General features: G+C 69.4%; 15 protein-coding genes. 8 read left to right on the forward strand and 7 right to left on the reverse strand.

What is annotated here, in order from left to right:
- Positions 1–88 precede the first annotated feature (88 nt).
- The 4 genes from QWJ90_RS13865 to QWJ90_RS13880 all read left to right on the forward strand — a co-directional run bounded on the left by QWJ90_RS13865 (position 89) and on the right by QWJ90_RS13880 (position 4,335).
- Entirely contained in the window at positions 89–1,084 is a 996-nt protein-coding gene (locus QWJ90_RS13865; RefSeq protein WP_290108450.1) for a C-terminal binding protein, read from the forward strand.
- Positions 1,081–1,758 carry an RraA family protein gene (locus tag QWJ90_RS13870; protein WP_290108451.1) on the forward strand — a complete coding sequence of 226 codons (678 nt, stop codon included), beginning with the start codon at positions 1,081–1,083 and terminating at the stop codon, positions 1,756–1,758. The genes QWJ90_RS13865 and QWJ90_RS13870 overlap by 4 nt, the downstream gene beginning before the upstream one ends.
- Before the next feature lie 88 nt (positions 1,759–1,846).
- Positions 1,847–3,190, forward strand: a complete 1,344-nt coding sequence (locus tag QWJ90_RS13875; protein WP_290108452.1) for an MFS transporter — start codon at positions 1,847–1,849, stop codon at positions 3,188–3,190.
- Positions 3,187–4,335 carry a mandelate racemase/muconate lactonizing enzyme family protein gene (locus tag QWJ90_RS13880; RefSeq protein ID WP_290108453.1) on the forward strand — a complete coding sequence of 383 codons (1,149 nt, stop codon included), beginning with the start codon at positions 3,187–3,189 and terminating at the stop codon, positions 4,333–4,335. Before QWJ90_RS13875 ends, QWJ90_RS13880 begins: the two co-directional genes overlap by 4 nt.
- A 48-nt stretch (positions 4,336–4,383) precedes the next feature.
- Here QWJ90_RS13880 and QWJ90_RS13885 read toward each other — a convergent pair whose 3' ends face one another.
- Positions 4,384–4,980: a helix-turn-helix domain-containing protein gene (locus tag QWJ90_RS13885; protein ID WP_290108455.1), complete on the reverse strand. Its 597-nt coding sequence runs from the start codon at positions 4,978–4,980 to the stop codon at positions 4,384–4,386.
- A gap of 66 nt (positions 4,981–5,046) precedes the next feature.
- Here QWJ90_RS13885 and QWJ90_RS13890 point away from each other — a divergent pair, with 66 nt between their 5' ends.
- The gene (locus QWJ90_RS13890; RefSeq protein ID WP_290108457.1) at positions 5,047–6,072 is read left to right on the forward strand and encodes an NAD(P)/FAD-dependent oxidoreductase; all 1,026 of its coding nucleotides are present in this window, start codon (positions 5,047–5,049) and stop codon (positions 6,070–6,072) included.
- Positions 6,069–6,731 (forward strand): SAM-dependent methyltransferase, encoded by a 663-nt coding sequence (locus QWJ90_RS13895; RefSeq protein ID WP_290108458.1) that lies wholly within the window; start codon positions 6,069–6,071, stop codon positions 6,729–6,731. The genes QWJ90_RS13890 and QWJ90_RS13895 overlap by 4 nt, the downstream gene beginning before the upstream one ends.
- Positions 6,732–7,037: 306 nt before the next feature.
- On the opposite strand, the gene QWJ90_RS13900 is transcribed toward QWJ90_RS13895, so the two are convergent.
- Positions 7,038–7,865, reverse strand: coding sequence for a cation-transporting ATPase (locus tag QWJ90_RS13900; RefSeq protein ID WP_290108459.1), 828 nt, complete (start codon positions 7,863–7,865; stop codon positions 7,038–7,040).
- 212 nt (positions 7,866–8,077) lie between these two features.
- On the opposite strand from QWJ90_RS13900, the gene cmtR reads away from it, so the two are divergent.
- Together cmtR and QWJ90_RS13910 are read left to right on the forward strand one after the other, a co-directional pair.
- Positions 8,078–8,431, forward strand: coding sequence for a Cd(II)/Pb(II)-sensing metalloregulatory transcriptional regulator CmtR (gene cmtR / locus QWJ90_RS13905; protein WP_290108460.1), 354 nt, complete (start codon positions 8,078–8,080; stop codon positions 8,429–8,431).
- The gene (locus QWJ90_RS13910) at positions 8,428–9,099 is read left to right on the forward strand and encodes a cation transporter (RefSeq protein ID WP_290108461.1); all 672 of its coding nucleotides are present in this window, start codon (positions 8,428–8,430) and stop codon (positions 9,097–9,099) included. The genes cmtR and QWJ90_RS13910 overlap by 4 nt, the downstream gene beginning before the upstream one ends.
- Before the next feature lie 6 nt (positions 9,100–9,105).
- Here the strand turns inward: QWJ90_RS13910 and QWJ90_RS13915 are convergent, their stop codons facing one another.
- The 5 genes from QWJ90_RS13915 to purL all read right to left on the reverse strand — a co-directional run bounded on the left by QWJ90_RS13915 (position 9,106) and on the right by purL (position 14,845).
- Positions 9,106–10,188, reverse strand: coding sequence for a VanZ family protein (locus tag QWJ90_RS13915; protein WP_290108463.1), 1,083 nt, complete (start codon positions 10,186–10,188; stop codon positions 9,106–9,108).
- Positions 10,189–10,368: 180 nt separating this feature from the next.
- Positions 10,369–10,878, reverse strand: coding sequence for a DUF421 domain-containing protein (locus QWJ90_RS13920; RefSeq protein ID WP_290108465.1), 510 nt, complete (start codon positions 10,876–10,878; stop codon positions 10,369–10,371).
- Between the two features lie 72 nt (positions 10,879–10,950).
- Positions 10,951–12,084 (reverse strand): L-dopachrome tautomerase-related protein, encoded by a 1,134-nt coding sequence (locus QWJ90_RS13925; RefSeq protein WP_290108466.1) that lies wholly within the window; start codon positions 12,082–12,084, stop codon positions 10,951–10,953.
- Positions 12,085–12,362: 278 nt separating this feature from the next.
- Positions 12,363–12,512 carry a hypothetical protein gene (locus QWJ90_RS13930; RefSeq protein WP_290108468.1) on the reverse strand — a complete coding sequence of 50 codons (150 nt, stop codon included), beginning with the start codon at positions 12,510–12,512 and terminating at the stop codon, positions 12,363–12,365.
- Positions 12,512–14,845: a phosphoribosylformylglycinamidine synthase subunit PurL gene (gene purL, locus QWJ90_RS13935; protein WP_290108469.1), complete on the reverse strand. Its 2,334-nt coding sequence runs from the start codon at positions 14,843–14,845 to the stop codon at positions 12,512–12,514. The genes QWJ90_RS13930 and purL overlap by 1 nt, the downstream gene beginning before the upstream one ends.
- Positions 14,846–15,991: the final 1,146 nt, after the last annotated feature.

Raw genomic sequence — 15,991 nt, forward strand, 5'->3', positions numbered from 1 at the left:
CGGGCGGCGGAAGCCGTGTTAGCGTCAGCTCAAACGTAGCGCACAGCGCACCAGTGTTGCAAGCAGCGCAACAGAAAGGAGTACGAGGATGTACAAGGTCTACGTCACCGACTACGACTACCCCGACCTGGATGTCGAGCGATCCGTGCTCGAGCCCATTGGCGCGGAGGTCATCGGCCTACAGGACCGGACCGGCGAGAACCTCATCCGTCTCGCTGCCGATGCCGACGCGTTCCTGCAGCAGTACGCGAAGATCACCGCCACGACGATCGAGGGCCTGACGAACTGCAAGGTCATCGCCCGCTACGGGATCGGCGTCGACATCGTCGACGTGGATGCCGCTGCGCGCGCCGGCATCGTCGTCACCAACGTGCCTGACTACTGCATCGACGAGGTCGCCGATCACTCGATCAGCATGGCCTTCACGATCATCCGCTCGATTCCGTCGTACAACGCCGCTACGCACGAAGGGCGCTGGCATTGGAGCGACTGGAACCGCCCGATCCGGCGAATGCGCGGCAGCGCGTTCGGCTTCGTCGGCTTCGGCCGGATCGCCCAGAACATGGCGCGCAAGCTCGCCGCCTTCGGGTTCGACATCGCCGCCTACGACCCCTACGTGTCGGAGGGGATCATGCGCTCGCACGGCGTGCGGAAGCTCGATCTGAGCGAGCTGCTGCGCACGTCCGACCTCGTTGACGTCATGTGCCCCTACACGCCCCAGACGCATCACCTCATCGACGAAGCGGCTCTGACGCAGATGAAGCAGGGAGCTCTGCTGGTGAACTGCGCGCGGGGCAAGGTCGTGGACAACGTTGCCCTGTATAACGCCCTCGTCTCCGGCCAGATCGCGGCGGCCGCGCTCGACGACACGGAGGAGGAGCCCGCCAAGCGCGAGAGCTGGCAGCCCGCCGACAATCCGCTGTTCTCACTGGAGAACTGTCTGATCACCCCGCATGCCGCATACGTCTCGCAGGAGGCGCTGGATGAGGCACGCCGTACGGCGGCCGAGAACGTGCGCTCGGTGCTGTTGGGTGAAGGCCCTCTCGATCCCGTCGGAGCGCGTCCCCAGGAGGTTGCACGATGAGCACGGTCTTCGGCACCCGCCCCGACCTCGACACCGAGGCCATCGCCAAGTTCGTGGAAATGGCCGACGTCATGTCGCTGTCCTGCGTCGTCTCCGACGCGCTGGTGCGCACGGGCACGATGCGCAGCGACATCAAGCCGCGCGCGGCGGATCGCAAGATCATCGGTCCAGCACTGACGGTCAAGCTGACGGCGGGCGACATCGTCGACTGCCTCGACATCTTCACGGTCGCCCAGCCGGGCGACGTCGTCGTCATCGACGCGTTCGGCGACACCGAGACCTCCATCTGGGGCGGGCTCATGAGCGGGTTGGCTCGCAACGCCGGCGTGGTCGGCGCGGTCATCGACGGCAGCGCGCGTGACGTCGACGAGGCCCGCTTCCTGGACTTCGCCATCTCCTCGAAGGCCGTCGGCCCTCGCCAGGCGCACACCGCCATCAGCGGGAGGCGGGAGCCGTTGGAGATCAACGTGCCCATCTCATGCGGCGGCATCATCGTGCAGCCGGGTGACCTGGTCGTGGCCGACGAGATCGGCGTGGCCGTCGTTCCGCACGGCGAGCTCGGCGAGGTCTACCCCCGCGCCCGCACCATCGCCGACAACGAGAGCGCCATGCGCGAGCTCATCGTCCAGGGCGCCACCTTCCAGGATCTGCTCGACAAGTTCGGTCGGATCTAGCAAACACTCCCTTCCACCCCTCACCCTTGAGAAAGCAAGGACGCATCTCATGCTCGGATCCTCTCGTTCCACAGACACGGCGCTACTCGTGCCGAAGCCCCGCGGCAAGGTCCGCTGGGTGGTGCTCGGGCTGCTCATGCTGCTCGCGCTCATCAACAACATCGACCGTCTGGCCTTGTCTGTCGCCGCCCCCGGGATGCAGGCCGATCTCGGCATCACCGCCACGGACATCGGTCTCCTGGGCAGCGCGTTCGCGCTGTTCTACGCGGTCGGGCAGCTGCCCTCGGGGTACCTCATCGACCGATTCGGTCCCCGGATGATGCTCGGGACTGCCGTGATCGTGTGGAGCGCGGCCACTGCGGCGATGGGTGTGCTCCACAACATGGCGGGCTTCCTCGGTGCACGCGCGATGCTGGGCGTCGCCGAGGCGCCGTCGCTTCCCGCGACGAACAAGATCGTCTCCCAGTGGTTCCCCAAGCGCGAGCACGGCATCGCGAACGCGAGTTGGGATGCGGCCCTGAAGGCCGGGCCGGCGTTCTTCACGGTGCTGCTCGTGTGGATCGTCGCCGCCTTCGGATGGAGGTCGCTCTTCCTCATCGCCGGTGCCGCCGGCATCCTGTTCGCAATCGTGTTCCTGATCAGCTACCGCAACCCGGAGCAGGTGAAGCGGCTCAGCGCCGAGGAGCGCGCGTACATCCAGCAGGATGACGACGGTGGCCAGCAGGACACCGGGGTGAAGATCGCCTGGGGCCGCCTGTTCGGGCGGCGGAGCATGTGGGGCATGATGCTCGGCTACTTCTGCAACATGTTCGGGTACCAGATCTTCCTCACGTTCCTGCCGCTGTTCATCATCGACCAGTTCGGCATCCCGTTCGCATCACTCGGTTACATCGCGAGCGTCCCCTGGATCGGCGCCATCATCGGCGACCTCGCCAGCGGCTGGATCTCGGGTCGACTCGGCGTGCGTCCCGGTTGGACGACCAAGCGGGCGAAGAAGGTGATGATCACCACGGCACTGATCCTGCAGGCGATCGTCATCGCGCTGATCCCCTTCAACGCCGCGTTCGCCCCCGAGCTGGCGCTGCCCATCGCGATCGCACTCATGGCCGTCGCGCTCGGTTTCAACGGCGCCGTGGTCGCTCACGCCTGGTCCATGCCGGCGGAGGTCACCGCCCGCCCGACGACGGCGAGCGTCGCCAGCGTGCAGAACTTCGGCGGGTTCCTTGGTGCGACCGTTTCGCCGCTGTTCGCCGGAGTGATCGTGGACGCGACCGGGTCGTTCGACATCGTCTTCTGGACCGCAGCGGTGATCTCGCTGGTCGGCGCTGCGGTCTATCACCTCATGGTGCAAAAGCCCATCATCACCGCTGAGGAGCTGGGACTTCCCGCAGCGCCCGGCGACCCCTCGGAGAAGGCGCAGGTGGATGCATGAAGATCACGGCAGTCGAGACGTTCGTTCTGAGCACGACGCTGCCCCGACCCTTCGCGTACTCGCAGGGATGGGTCACAGCTCGCTCGACGACCGTGGTGAAGGTGACCACCGACGAGGGCCACGTCGGGTGGGGCGAGACCTTCAGCGTGGGGCTGCAGCCGCCTCAGATTGCGGCCTCGGTGATCGACAACGCGCTAGCCCCGCTTGTCGTCGGCCGCGATCCACTCCAGACCGACGTGATCTGGGACGACCTCTACGTCCGCACGCGCGACTTCGGTCGAACGGGCGTGGTCGTCGGAGCGATCAGCGCGATCGACATCGCGCTGTGGGACATCCGCGGGAAGGCCGCTGGCCTTCCGGTGTGGAAGCTGCTGGGCGGAGCCTTCCGCGATCGAGTCCAATGCTACGCAACGGGCTTCTTCCGTCTGCAAGGGCAGCACGAGAGTGCGGAGATGGCCGAGGAGGCGGCACGGCACGCGGACGACGGCCACACGCTGATGAAGATCAAGCTCGGATTCGGCCTCGCTGACGACATCGTCGTGATGAACGCAATCAGGGATGCCGTGGGCGACCGCTCGGGCTTCATGATCGACGTGAACCACGGCTACGGCCCGAACGATGCGATCCGCCTCGCCACCGCCCTGGAGGACTTCGGGCTGCGGTGGATCGAGGAGCCCGTGATCCCGGAGGACTTGTCGGGCTACCGCCGCGTGCGCGATGCCATCCGCACGCCGGTGGCCGGAGGCGAGGCAGAGTTCACGCTGTACGGGTTCGCCGCCCTGTTCGCCGCGCAGGGGGTGGACATCGCGCAGCCAGATATCTGCCTGGCCGGCGGATTCACCGCCCTCAAGCACATCAACGTGCTGGCGCAGTCGCACGGCGTGCAGGTGAATCCGCATGTGTGGGGCACGGCGATCGGCCAGTACGCCTCCCTCCATGCGCTGGCGAACACCCCGACGACCCACCCCGGCCTCTACGCCGACCAGCCCCTCTTCGAGTACGACACGTCGTCGCACCCGTTCCGGACCGCGCTCGTGTCGCAGCCCCTGCAGCACGAGGACGGGTATCTCGCGATCCCCGACGGAGCAGGGCTCGGGTTCGAACTGGACGAGGATTTCCTGAGGGCGCACGCCGTCGAGCAGTGACCCTGAGACGCGCCGCGCTGCGCTGAGCGAGGCGCTGAGCGGCGCGTCTCAGGCGCCGTCCTGCTCCTCGCGCGCCTGCGAGCGGGCGCGGAGGTGGATGCGCTTGCCCTCCTTGCTGAAGATGGAGAGGATCTCGGTCGGCCCCGCCCCCGTCGCGGACAGCGCATGCGGCAGGCGGGTGTCGAACTCGGCAGCCTCACCGGGGCCGAGGATCACCTCCTGCTCCCCGAGGATGAGCCGCAGTCGCCCGGTGAGCACGTAGAGCCACTCATGGCCCACGTGCACCTTCAGATCGGGCGCGGGTGTGACTCCGGGTGGCTGCGCGGGCAGCGTGAGCTTGTAGGTCTGCACGGGGCTCGACTCCGGCGAGAGGCTCTCGACGCGCACGCCGTCGATCCTTCTCGTCGTCCGCCGCACGCGCGGATCGGGCGCGGTCGGCGGCACGATCTCGTCGAGCCCGATGCGGAGGGCGCGGGCGATCGGCACGACGAGCTCGAGGTTCGGGGCGCGCTTGCCGGCCTCCAGACGCGACAGCGTGCTCGAGGAGATGCCCGTGGTCTCCGACAGCTCGGCGAGCGTCATGCTGCGCTTCTCGCGCCAGGTCTTCAGGCGCGGGCCGATCAGGGCCAGCGATTCGTCGGGCATTCCGCTCCTCTTGCCGATTCGGCATCGTTTATTGCCTATACGGTAGTCGATGCTCACGCTGGATCCATGAAGAACTCCGACCGGCCATCCGCCCCGCCCTCGAACGCTGCGCTCGCGGGGGAGCACTGGGATGTCATCATCGTCGGCGGGGGCGCCGCCGGATTGAGTGCCGCGCTCATCCTCGCCCGCGCCCGCCGCCGCGTGCTCGTCCTCGACACGCAGCAGCCGCGCAACCGCTTCGCGCCGCACATGCACGGCGTGCTGAGTCGCGACGGGTACTCGCCGCTCGACCTCGTGTCCGACGGTTATCGGGAGGTGCGCGCTGTCGGCGGCGTGATCGCCCCGGAGCGAGCCGTTGCCGCGCAGGCGATCGCCGACGGGTTCGAGGTCACGACCGAGAGCGGCGCGGTCGCCAACGGGCGCCGCCTCGTCGTCGCGACCGGTGCTCGCGACCGGCTGCCGGACATCCCGGGGCTCGCCGAGCAGTGGGGCCGCGGGGCGGTGGCGTGCCCGTACTGCGACGGATACGAGGCCCGGGGTCGGCGCATCGGCGTGCTCCTCGGCTCCGTCGCGGGGCTGCACAAGGCGCACATGCTGCGCCCGTACTCGGAGGACATCACGGTGTTCACGGCGCTTGCTGGCCCCCTTCCGGAGGAGGAGCGCCTCCTGCTCGAGGCGCGCGACATCCGGGTGGAGGCGCGGCTCGTGGCGCAGGTCGTCAGCGAGGGTGAGGAGCTCGTCGCGCTCGGCCTCGTCGACGGCACGACCGTTCCCGTCGACGTCGTGTTCGCCGAGCCCGCGCTCGAGCCGCTGGATGGGCCGCTGCGCCAGCTCGGCGTGGACCGCGTGGCTACGCCCTTGGGCGAGTGGACCGCGGTCGACGCCCTCGGCCGGACGAGTGTCGCGGGGGTGTGGGCGATCGGCAACGCGGCGAATCCCGCCGCCCTCGTGCCCATCGCCGCGGGATCGGGGGCTGCGGCCGCCCTGGCGATCAACGGCGAGTTCATCGCCGAGGAGGTGGCAGCGGCGCGTCGGTCGATCGTCGAGGTGCCGGACGACCCGTCCGCCCGCACCGTCGAGGTGGCGCGGTGACCGGCGTGGACGCGGCGGTCGACGAGCCCCGTGACCCGGCGGCGTTCTGGGAGGCGCGCTACCGCGACGCTCGCGCCGAGAAGGGTCTGATGTGGAGCGGGCGGGTTAATGCCGCCGTCGAGCGTGAGGTCTCGGGTTTCGAGCCCGGAACCGCCCTCGAGCTCGGCAGCGGCGAAGGAGCGGATGCCCTCTGGCTCGCCGAGCGCGGATGGTCCGTCACCGCCGTCGACATCTCCACCGCCGCGCTGGAGGTCGGCGCGGCGGAGGCCGAGCGGCGCGGGCTCGGCGACCGCGTCGAGTGGGTGCAGGCCGATCTCGCGACCTGGCGCCCATCCGTTCAGTACGACCTCGTGACGACCGCGTTCCTGCACTCGCCGGTCGAGCTGCCGCGCGAGCGCGTGCTGCGGCAGGCGGCCTCCGCGGTGGCGCTCGGCGGGCAACTGCTCATCGTCGGGCACGCCGCCTTCCCGCCCGGGTCGCACGGCGACCGCCACGACGGGCCCCCGCTCCCGTCGTCGGATGAGGTGCTCGCCTCGCTCGCACTGCCCGAGGGGTGGATCGTCGAGACCAACGCCATGGTGGATCGGATGGCGACCCGCCCCGACGGCCAGACCCTCGCGGTCACCGACGCCGTGCTGCGCGTGCGTCGAGCCGGGTAGGCGGCGTCGGGGTTGGGTGGTGCCGTTGTGCGGCTTACGGGGCGGATAACGCGAGTTCCGCACCACCGAGCGTTCGGGCCTCGGGTTCGGTGGTGCCGTTGTGCGGCTTTGGGGGCGGATAACGGGAGTTCCGCACGACCGAATAGCCGGGCCTCGGGTTCGGTGGTGCCGTCGTGGTGCTTAGGGGCCGGATAACGCGAGTTCCGCACGACCGAGCGGCCGGGCGCCCGGTTCGCCAGTGCGGTCGACACGCCCCCGCCCACGAAACCGTGTCGCCCGCACTGGCGAACCCACCGCAGGCCGCGCTCAGCGCCCGAAGAAGTCGTTCAACCCCGGAATGTCGAAGCCCTGTGCGATGTCGCCCAGCCCGCCGCCGGCCTCCGACACCTGGTCACCGAAGCCCTGCGCGTAGTCGCCGGCCTCGGTGACGAACCCGCCGGCGCCCTCCGCGATCGACTGCACGTCGAGGTTCTCCGCGATGCCGTCGAAGTCGATGCCCTGCGCCTGCTCGAGCAGCGCGCCCCCGACGCTCGTGAGGATGGCCCCTCCCGCGACCACGCCGAGGAGGCCGGCCGCCCCGGCGAGCACGCCGCCCGCGACGCCGACACCGCCGGCTCGCGCGAGGAGCCCGCGCAGCTTGCCCGGCTGGGTCGCCTCGGTCCGCGCCGCCGCGCGGGCGAGCTCGGGAGCGTCGGACGAGCGCGGCTGCTCGTGCGGGGGGAGTTCCGCGCGCATGCGTGCGGCGACCTGGGCGCGCTGGTCGGCTGTCAGTCGAGCGAACGCCTCGCGGTGCACCTGCTCGATCTGGTCGGGCCGGGCGGTCTGCAGCAGGTAGTCGTAGCGCGCGATCGCCGCGCGGTCCTGCGCCGAGCCGGATGGCGCGGGCGGCGTCGGGCGGTTTCCCTGGCGGTAGTCGCCGTACGGAGCCGGCGGCCGCGGCACGCCCGTCGCGGCCGAGCGGTACCCGTCCGAGCGCTCCTGCGGCCGGGACTGGTCTCCGAGCAGCGACTCGGCGGCACTGCGGGCCTTCGCCATCCAGTCGTTCTGCGACGACGAGCCGCGCTGCGACGACGACGAGGACTGCGCGTCCATCGCCTTCTTGGCGAGCTTGATGATCTGGTTGAGCTTGCTCATGGCATCCTCCGGAAGGGTCGGCGAAGCCGACTGCTGCCAGAGTCTCCTTCACTCCGACGGATCGGAGCCGGCGACCCGGAACTCGATGACGAGTCCGTACTGACGGGCCGACCGCGGCGGAAGTACTCCCCCTGTGAGCTCGAAGTTAGCGAGCGAGGCTATGCGTGCGCCGAGAGCGCCACATCGGTCACCGCCCGCTGTATAGTCAGTGTGTGCTGACCATTGCTCCGAAGTGGGATGTCCTCAATCGCCTGGGCCGTGCCCTCGCCGATCCGACGCGGTCGCGGATTCTGCTGCGCCTGCTCGACGAGCCGGGCTATCCCGCCCGACTGGCAGAGGAGCTGGAACTCACCCGCACCAACGTGTCGAACCACCTCGCCTGCCTGCGCGGCTGCGGGATCGTCGTCGCCGTTCCCGAAGGGCGCCGCACGCGCTACGAGATCGCCGACCCGCACCTCACCCGCGCGCTCACGTCGCTCGTCGACGTGGTCCTCGCCGTTGACGATGGCGAGGGCTGCACCGGCGACGACTGCGACGCGCCCTTCTGCTGCGGAACCCGCGCATGAGCACCGTCACGGTGCCGTCTCCCCAGCGGCGCGCCATCCTGCAGCGGCGCATCCGCTGGATCGTCGCTGCGACGATCACCTACAACCTCATCGAGGCGATCATCGCGATCGCTGCCGGCTCGATCGCCTCCTCGACCGCGCTCATCGGCTTCGGGCTCGACTCGGTCGTCGAGGTGCTCTCCGCGGCGGCCGTGGCGTGGCAGTTCGCGGGTCCCGATCCCGAGGCGCGGGAGCGGGTCGCGCTCCGGGTGATCGCGGTGTCGTTCTTCGGCATCGCCCTCTACGTCTCCGTCGACGCGCTCCTCACGCTCACGGGGCTCCGCGAACCCGAGCACAGCCCGGTCGGCATCGCGCTCGCCGCGGTCAGCGTCGCGGTGATGCCGTTCCTCAGCTTCATCGAGCGCCGCACCGGCCGGGAACTCGGCTCCGCGTCGGCGGTCGCCGACTCGAAGCAGACGCTCATCTGCAGCTACCTGTCCGCCGCCGTCCTCGTCGGGCTGCTGCTCAACCTGCTCTTCGGATGGTCGTGGGCCGACCCGCTCGCTGGTCTCGTCGTGGTGGTCTTCGCCGTGCGCGAGGGGCTTGAGGCGTGGCGCGGAGACGCGTGCAAGCAGCCGGTCGCGGCGCTGACGGGCGAGCGCCAGGGGGACGTCTGCGACTGCTGCTGACCGGCGTCACGATCGTTCCCCGGACGCGGTCGATGCCGCGTGCTGCTCGCGCGCGTCGGAGAGCTGCTGTCCGGAGAGCACGCCCGGCAGTCCTCGGGCGTCGCGGGTGGTGAAGACGAGGACGAGGCTCACGATCGCGAGGACGTTCGCGGAAAGGCTGAGCGGATCGGGGAGCAGCGACAGCAGCGCATACCCCGTCACGCCGCCGAGGGCGCGCAGGGTGTGCGCGATCGGGCGCGGCAGCGGGGACCCGCTGTACCGGAGCTGGACGGCGAAGTCCCCGACCGACTGACCGCTCACGAGGATGAGGACGAGCCAGATCAGGGCGGCCGTCACTCCGCCGACGACGCCGGGCAGCGGACCGAGCGCGAGCTTGTCGTCCTGCAGGCCGTAGATCAACCCCGCCCGCACCCCGACTGCGACGACGAAGGCCACGATGACGTGTCCAATCCCGTCGCAGAGGATGGCCAGCAGCCTGCGGACGCGCGTGACCGGGCGAGGAGCGTCGGCGTCTGCATCGGAGCGGGGGCGGACGAGACGCGCGGGCACGATCAGCGCTGCGAGCGACCCCAGCGCGGCGCCGGTGGTGTTGGTGAGGAGGTCGTCGACGTCGAACACGCGGTACGCGCAGGGGTACAGCCCCCAGACGCCGGTGAGCTGGGTCGCCTCGATCAGGGCGGAGACGGCGAGTCCCATGAGAACCGCGGCGAGGATCCGGCGTCCTGCGAGCACGCGCAGGAAGAAGCCGAGCGGCGCGAAGAGTGCGACGTTGAGCACCAGTTGCAGGACCGCCGGATCCGTCAGCGTGGTCCCGGGTCGCGCGAGGGCCCCCGCGATGTCGTCGACGAAGGCGAGAGGATTGAGATTCGTCCCGCTGCAGATAATGGCCTCGGGCGCGGGAAGCGGCAGCAGCGTGTAGGTCCAGATGGCGCAGAAGTACACGAGCGCCGTGAACGAGACGAGCAGCCGGCGTGCACTCAGTCGGCCGCGGGTGCGGTAGCTGATGATCACGAAGGGGATGAACAGGGCCACCCCGACCACGACGCCGGCGCCGATCGCGAGGGTCCCGAGAAGAACCTGCTGTTGCATCGGCGCATTCCTCCCAGTCGTTCAGGCGGGTCGCGCGATGAGGGTTGTCGTGCGCGTCAAGAGCGATTCTTGCCGATCGCGCCCGTCCACGAACATGACTGAGCCACGTTCCTGGAATGTTCATCCGCTGCCCAAGCGCGATCGGCGCTATCAGCGCGAGCGAGACCGCCGCTCGCCGACTCAGAACCCGGGCACGCCGCTCAGCGCGGAGCCGTCGCCGGCCTTCGCCTTCGTGATGACGCTGAATTTGCCGTTCGTCTCGAGCACGACGGCGGCGATGTCGGAGAGCGAGCCGGATCCGGAGCCGCGGACCGCCTGATGCACCTCCGCCTCGGTCACACGAGCCGACGCCATCGCCTCGCGGCGGAAGCTCCCGTCCCTCACCAAGAGGACCGGCTCGGCGGTGATGGCGCGTCGGAAGGCCCGGATCCGGGTGGAGAGGAACGAGACGATGAGCTGAAGCGCCAGGAGCAGCCCGAGCGCGACGACGCCCTCGGTGTAGGACACATCGCTCGAGAGCAGGATCGTCGCGAGCGTCGAGCCGAGGGCGACGGTGACCACGAAGTCGAAGGCGTTCAGCTGGCTGAGCGACCGCTTCCCGGTCAGGCGCAGGAGCACGATGAGCGCCGTGTACGACGCCGTGCCGATGACGATCACGCGCAGGACGTCTGACCAGGTGTCGAACCACATGGCTCCGGCCTATCACGCGCGTCGCTCGTCCGCTCGCCGACCGACCGCGCGGCGGCGCATCCGCGCTCCGCCTCAGCGCAGCAGCACCGGCCCCGCATCGATGGCCAAGCGGAACAGGTGGTACGGGTAGACCCGCAGGTCCTGCCCGTCCTGATAGGTCGCCTGCCGGTGCAGCTGGTTCGCCGTGACATAGAGATGACCGTCGCGCGCGATCGACATGGTGTCGGGCCAGAGCAACCGCTCGTCGTGCACGAGGGTCTGCATCTCCCCGTCGGGAAGCCGCCGGAGGACGGCGTTGTGCTCCCAGTTCGTCGCGTAGAGGCGGCCCTGGTCGTCGCTCTCGAGCCCGTCGGCGCCGCCGCCCTTGTCGCCCTCGTCGACGACGGTCGCCGCGACCTCCTCGTCGGAGAGCGCCCGGTCGCGCAGCGCCGCGGTGTCTACGCTGAACCACCGGCGCGAGATGAGCGGGCAATACCAGAGACGCTCGCCGTCGTGGGAGATCGCGATGCCGTCCGCGCCCATCTTGACCGGCTGCGGGGCCTCTCCGGCAGCGCGCTCGGCGAACACCCGCCCTTCGGCGACCGGCACCATCTCCTCGGGCGGCAGGGCCTTGGTGGTCGGATGGTCGTGGAGGCGCCGCCATGCCTCGCCCGTTGCGAGGTCGACGACGATGATCCCGTTCGGGCCCTGGTCCGAGGAGTCGGTGATGTACGCGAAGCCCGCCTCGCCCTGGCGCAGATCGAACCGGACGTCGTTGAGGTAGGTGGTCGGCAGGGCGACATCCGGTTCGAACAAGATGGTCTGCGCGATCTCGTCGGTGGCAAGGTCGACGCAGACGAGCTTCGGGCCGCCGCGCTGCGTCTCCTCGAACATCGGGCTGCCGGTGTCGAGAACCCACAGGCGGTCGGCGGGGTCGACGACGATGCTCTGCACCGACACGAAGGCGTTTGGATCGGCCTTGCCCTCGGCCTGGTTCGCCTCCGCGCTTGGGTACGGCTTCGCGGTGTCGTCGACGAGCTCGACGACGGTGGCGGGCACCTCGTCGCCCCACTTCGGGAAGTTCACGAAGATGCGCCCCGTGTGCGAGACGCTCACGCCGGTCGGCATGGGGCCGTCGGTGAAGGTGTGCACCACCTCGAGCTCACCGCGCGGGGTGTCGGAGACGTCGATGGCCTGGTCGTCGCGGCCGAGGAATGGGTTCGTCATGCGGTCGAGCCAAGCGGATGGCCGGGGTGCGGCCCAGGGGGTTGCGCGCGGCCGGCGAGCCGCAATCACCCCCGGACGTTGAGCGAGCGAAGCGAGACGAAACGCGCCGCACCTGTCGCCCGTTTCGTCTCGTCGCTTCGCTCCTCGCTCAACGTCCGGAAGGGGCCGCAACCCGCCCGTTTCGTCTCGTCGCTTCGCTCCTCGCTCAACGTCCGGAGAGGTCGCAACCACCCCCGGACGTTGAGCGAGCGAAGCGAGACGAAACGCCGCAACCCGCGCTACGGGAACAGCAGCGCGAAGATCGCGCTCCCGCCACCCGTCGCGATCAGCGCGATGATCGCGACCCAGGCGACGACCCGCACGCGGCGCAGACGCTGCGCACGGTACGCCTCGTAGGCGGCGTCCTCCTGCTCCTCGAGGTCGGACATCAGGCGACGGGCTCGACCACCGTCGGGCCGAAGCGGGCGGGCAGGGTCGCGGTCGACAGCTCGCGCAGCTCCGCGGCGGACACCGTGAAGACGTCCTGCACCTCGAGCGCGGGCTCGCTGTCGGTCACGCCGATGCGGGCGACGGGGTAGCCCCGGCCCTCGCAGAGGCCGCGGAACTTCACGTCCTCCTCGCGCGGCACCGTCACGATGACCCGGCCGGTCGACTCGCTGAAGAGGGCGGTGGCGGCGTCGACGCCGTCGCGCGCCATGATCTCCGTGAGCCACACGCGGGCGCCGACGCCGAAGCGCAGCACGCCCTCCGCGAGGGCCTGGCCGAGGCCGCCCTCCGACAGGTCGTGGGCCGAGGAGATGAGCCACTCGTCGCGCGCGGCCTGCAGCAGGCCGGCGAGGCGCTTCTCGCCATCCAGATCGACGACCGGCGGGCGTCCGCCGAGGTGACCGTGGATGACCTCCGACCAGGCGGAGCCATCCAGCTCCTCGCGCGTGGTGCCGAGGAGGTAGATGTTGTCGCCGGCGTCCTGCCATCCGCTCGGGATGCGGCGGGTGACGTCGTCGATGATGCCCAGCACGCCGACCACGGGGGTGGGGTGGATGGGCGTCTCGCCGGTCTGGTTGTAGAACGATACGTTGCCGCCGGTGACCGGCACGCCGAGCGCGAGGCACGCGTCGGAGAGGCCGTCGACGGCCTGCCCGAACTGCCACATGACCTCGGGGTTCTCCGGCGAGCCGAAGTTCAGGCAGTCGGTGACGGCGGTGGGCACAGCTCCCGTGACGGCGACGTTGCGGTACGCCTCGGCGAGGGCGAGCTGCGCGCCCGCGTACGGGTCGAGCTGGCAGTAGCGGCCGTTGGCGTCGGTCGCGATCGAGAAGCCGAGGCCCGACTCCTCGTCGACGCGGATCATCCCCGCGTCGTCGGGGAACGACAGGGCCGTGTTCCCGAGCACGTAGTAGTCGTACTGGTTCGTGATCCACGAGGTGTCGGCGAGGTTCGGGCTCGCGACAAGCTTTGCGAACTGCTCGCGGATGGCCTCGGGCTCGGTCGGGCGCTCCAGGCGCGACGCCGAGTCGGCCTGGAGGGCGTCGATCCACGCGGGGTAGGAGACCGGGCGGTCGTAGACCGGGCCGTCGACGGCGACGGTGGAGGGGTCGACGTCGACGATCGTCTCACCGTCCCAGGTGATGACGAGGCGGCCGTCCCCGGTGACCTCGCCGAGGACGCTCGTCTCGACATCCCACTTGCCGGTGACGGCGAGGAAGGCCTCGAGCTTCTCGGGAGCGACGATCGCCATCATGCGCTCCTGCGACTCGCTCATGAGGATCTCCTCGGGCGTGAGCGACGGGTCGCGGAGGAGCACGTTCGTGAGCTCGACCTTCATGCCCGAGCCGCCGTTCGCGGCGAGCTCGCTCGTGGCGCAGGAGATGCCGGCGGCGCCGAGATCCTGGATGGCCTCGACGAGGTCGGCCTTGTAGAGCTCGAGGCAGCACTCGATGAGCACCTTCTCGGCGAAGGGGTCGCCCACCTGCACCGCGGGGCGCTTGGTGGGTCCGCCGTCGGCGAAGGTGTCGGAGGCGAGGATGGACGCGCCGCCGATGCCGTCGCCGCCGGTGCGGGCGCCGAAGAGCACGACCTTGTTGCCGGTTCCGGTGGCGTTGGCGAGGCGGATGTCCTCGTGGCGCATGACGCCGACCGCGAGCGCGTTGACGAGGGGGTTGGCCTGGTAGACGGAGTCGAAGACCGTCTCGCCGCCGATGTTCGGCAGGCCCAGGCAGTTGCCGTAGGCGGAGATGCCGGCGACGACGCCGTGCACGACGCGGGCGGTGTCGGGGTGGTCGATGTCGCCGAAGCGCAGCTGGTCCATCACGGCGACGGGGCGCGCGCCCATGGAGATGATGTCGCGGACGATGCCGCCGACGCCCGTCGCCGCGCCCTGGAAGGGCTCGATGTACGACGGGTGGTTATGCGACTCGACCTTGAAGGTGACGGCCCAGCCTTCGCCAACGTCGACGACGCCCGCGTTCTGGCCCATGCCGACCATGAGGCGCTCGCGCATCTCGTCGCTGACCTTCTGGCCGAAGCGGCGCAGGTAGTTCTTCGAGCTCTTGTAGGAGCAGTGCTCGCTCCACATGACGGAGTACATCGCCAGCTCGCCCGAGGTGGGGCGGCGGCCGAGGATCTTCTTGATCTGCTCGTACTCGTCGGGCTTCAGGCCCAGCGCGTCGTACGGCTGCTCCTTCTCGGGAGTGGCCACGGCGTTCTCGACGGTGTCGGCGACGTGGGCATTGGCGGACGCGGATGATGCGGGCGTGGTCACGCGAGAGGCTCCTGAGGGGCGAGGGGGAGCGGACGAGGAAGAGTCTACCGGGGCGGGATGGCGGGAGATGAGGGGGAGGGCTGGCGCGGGGCTGAGGGGGAGGGGTGCGCGGTGCCGGTTTAGGACGCCGTGTAGGTAGGGCTAGGTATGAGTGGAACTAATCGCCCTTTGCATGGCTTGAGGCGCAGCAGAAAGACGAGCCAGGAGCAAGAAGCAACTGCGCACCTGGAGGGCTCGAACGCGATTGAGCACGATGCTCACTCAGACAGGCGCCTGCAAGAACCGGGGAATTACGCGGGACTTGAAGACTCGGGCAATATCTAGCGACGGTCGAAATCAGGTCGCGTCAACCGTTTGCGTGCGAAATACGGGGCAATACTGCGCGAGGAATCAGGCCGTGAGGCGTGTCCGCCAGGCGAACCCAACGGAGGCTAAATCGAGCCCGGCGGCGACGCGAGTCGAATGAGCATATTGCTGATCGGACATCGCTGGAGGTTGGCTGCAGTTATGAACTAATGGCTGATTCCTGCCGTCGCTCCAGAGTGAGGCGGTCAAGCGGTAGCACCGGCGGGCCGCTCAGCGTCCGGTCGACGGGCCTCAGGGCTGAGCAGCCCCTGATGTGACGCTGCAGGATCAAGTGGCTTGCCCGGGTTGTAGAGGTCTACCGCCGGCGCCCGCCGGAGTTCCTGAATGCGTACTTCTGGAGCTAGACCCGAGTCACGCGCGCGACTCATGAGGCGGGTTGCGGTGCTCTGGCTTACCTGAAGAGTGTCGAAGACGAGCTTCAGCGGTGGATAGCTGATTGCTGTCGCGACGCGATAGACGGAAATAGCGGGGGGTGCAGAGACTCCATGGGCTCGCGCTCCTCGTGCGCCCGCACGCGACTGAAGAAATCGCGCACCGGAATTCGGTTGAGCTTGTCGCCACTCTCAGCGCCGACGTCGACCATGTCAAGGGCTGACCTCGTCAGGATCCAGTGCGTTCGAACCCCCCTGAGCACCTGGCTCGTGATGTTGCGCCTCCGCATGGGGCTCGAGCGCAGCGAAGGTGACGGCCGTGCGTCCGCGCGTGTCATCCCACTCTACGTGGACGGTGATCGTGCCGGGCACGTCTGCTCGCCAAGCAGCGCGCGCGGATCCCTGACGA

The sequence above is a fragment of the Microbacterium oryzae genome, assembly GCF_030406385.1.
In the GTDB taxonomy this organism is placed as follows: Bacteria; Actinomycetota; Actinomycetes; order Actinomycetales; family Microbacteriaceae; genus Microbacterium; species Microbacterium oryzae_A.

Coding starts and splice junctions, on each gene's coding strand:
- QWJ90_RS13865 (WP_290108450.1), top strand. CDS start 89: ATGTACAAGGTCTACGTCACCGACTACGACTACCCCGACCTGGATGTC.
- QWJ90_RS13870 (WP_290108451.1), top strand. CDS start 1,081: ATGAGCACGGTCTTCGGCACCCGCCCCGACCTCGACACCGAGGCCATC.
- QWJ90_RS13880 (WP_290108453.1), top strand. CDS start 3,187: ATGAAGATCACGGCAGTCGAGACGTTCGTTCTGAGCACGACGCTGCCC.
- QWJ90_RS13885 (WP_290108455.1), bottom strand. CDS start 4,980: ATGCCCGACGAATCGCTGGCCCTGATCGGCCCGCGCCTGAAGACCTGG.
- QWJ90_RS13890 (WP_290108457.1), top strand. CDS start 5,047: ATGAAGAACTCCGACCGGCCATCCGCCCCGCCCTCGAACGCTGCGCTC.
- QWJ90_RS13900 (WP_290108459.1), bottom strand. CDS start 7,865: ATGAGCAAGCTCAACCAGATCATCAAGCTCGCCAAGAAGGCGATGGAC.
- QWJ90_RS13910 (WP_290108461.1), top strand. CDS start 8,428: ATGAGCACCGTCACGGTGCCGTCTCCCCAGCGGCGCGCCATCCTGCAG.
- QWJ90_RS13915 (WP_290108463.1), bottom strand. CDS start 10,188: ATGCAACAGCAGGTTCTTCTCGGGACCCTCGCGATCGGCGCCGGCGTC.
- QWJ90_RS13920 (WP_290108465.1), bottom strand. CDS start 10,878: ATGTGGTTCGACACCTGGTCAGACGTCCTGCGCGTGATCGTCATCGGC.
- QWJ90_RS13925 (WP_290108466.1), bottom strand. CDS start 12,084: ATGACGAACCCATTCCTCGGCCGCGACGACCAGGCCATCGACGTCTCC.
- QWJ90_RS13930 (WP_290108468.1), bottom strand. CDS start 12,512: ATGTCCGACCTCGAGGAGCAGGAGGACGCCGCCTACGAGGCGTACCGT.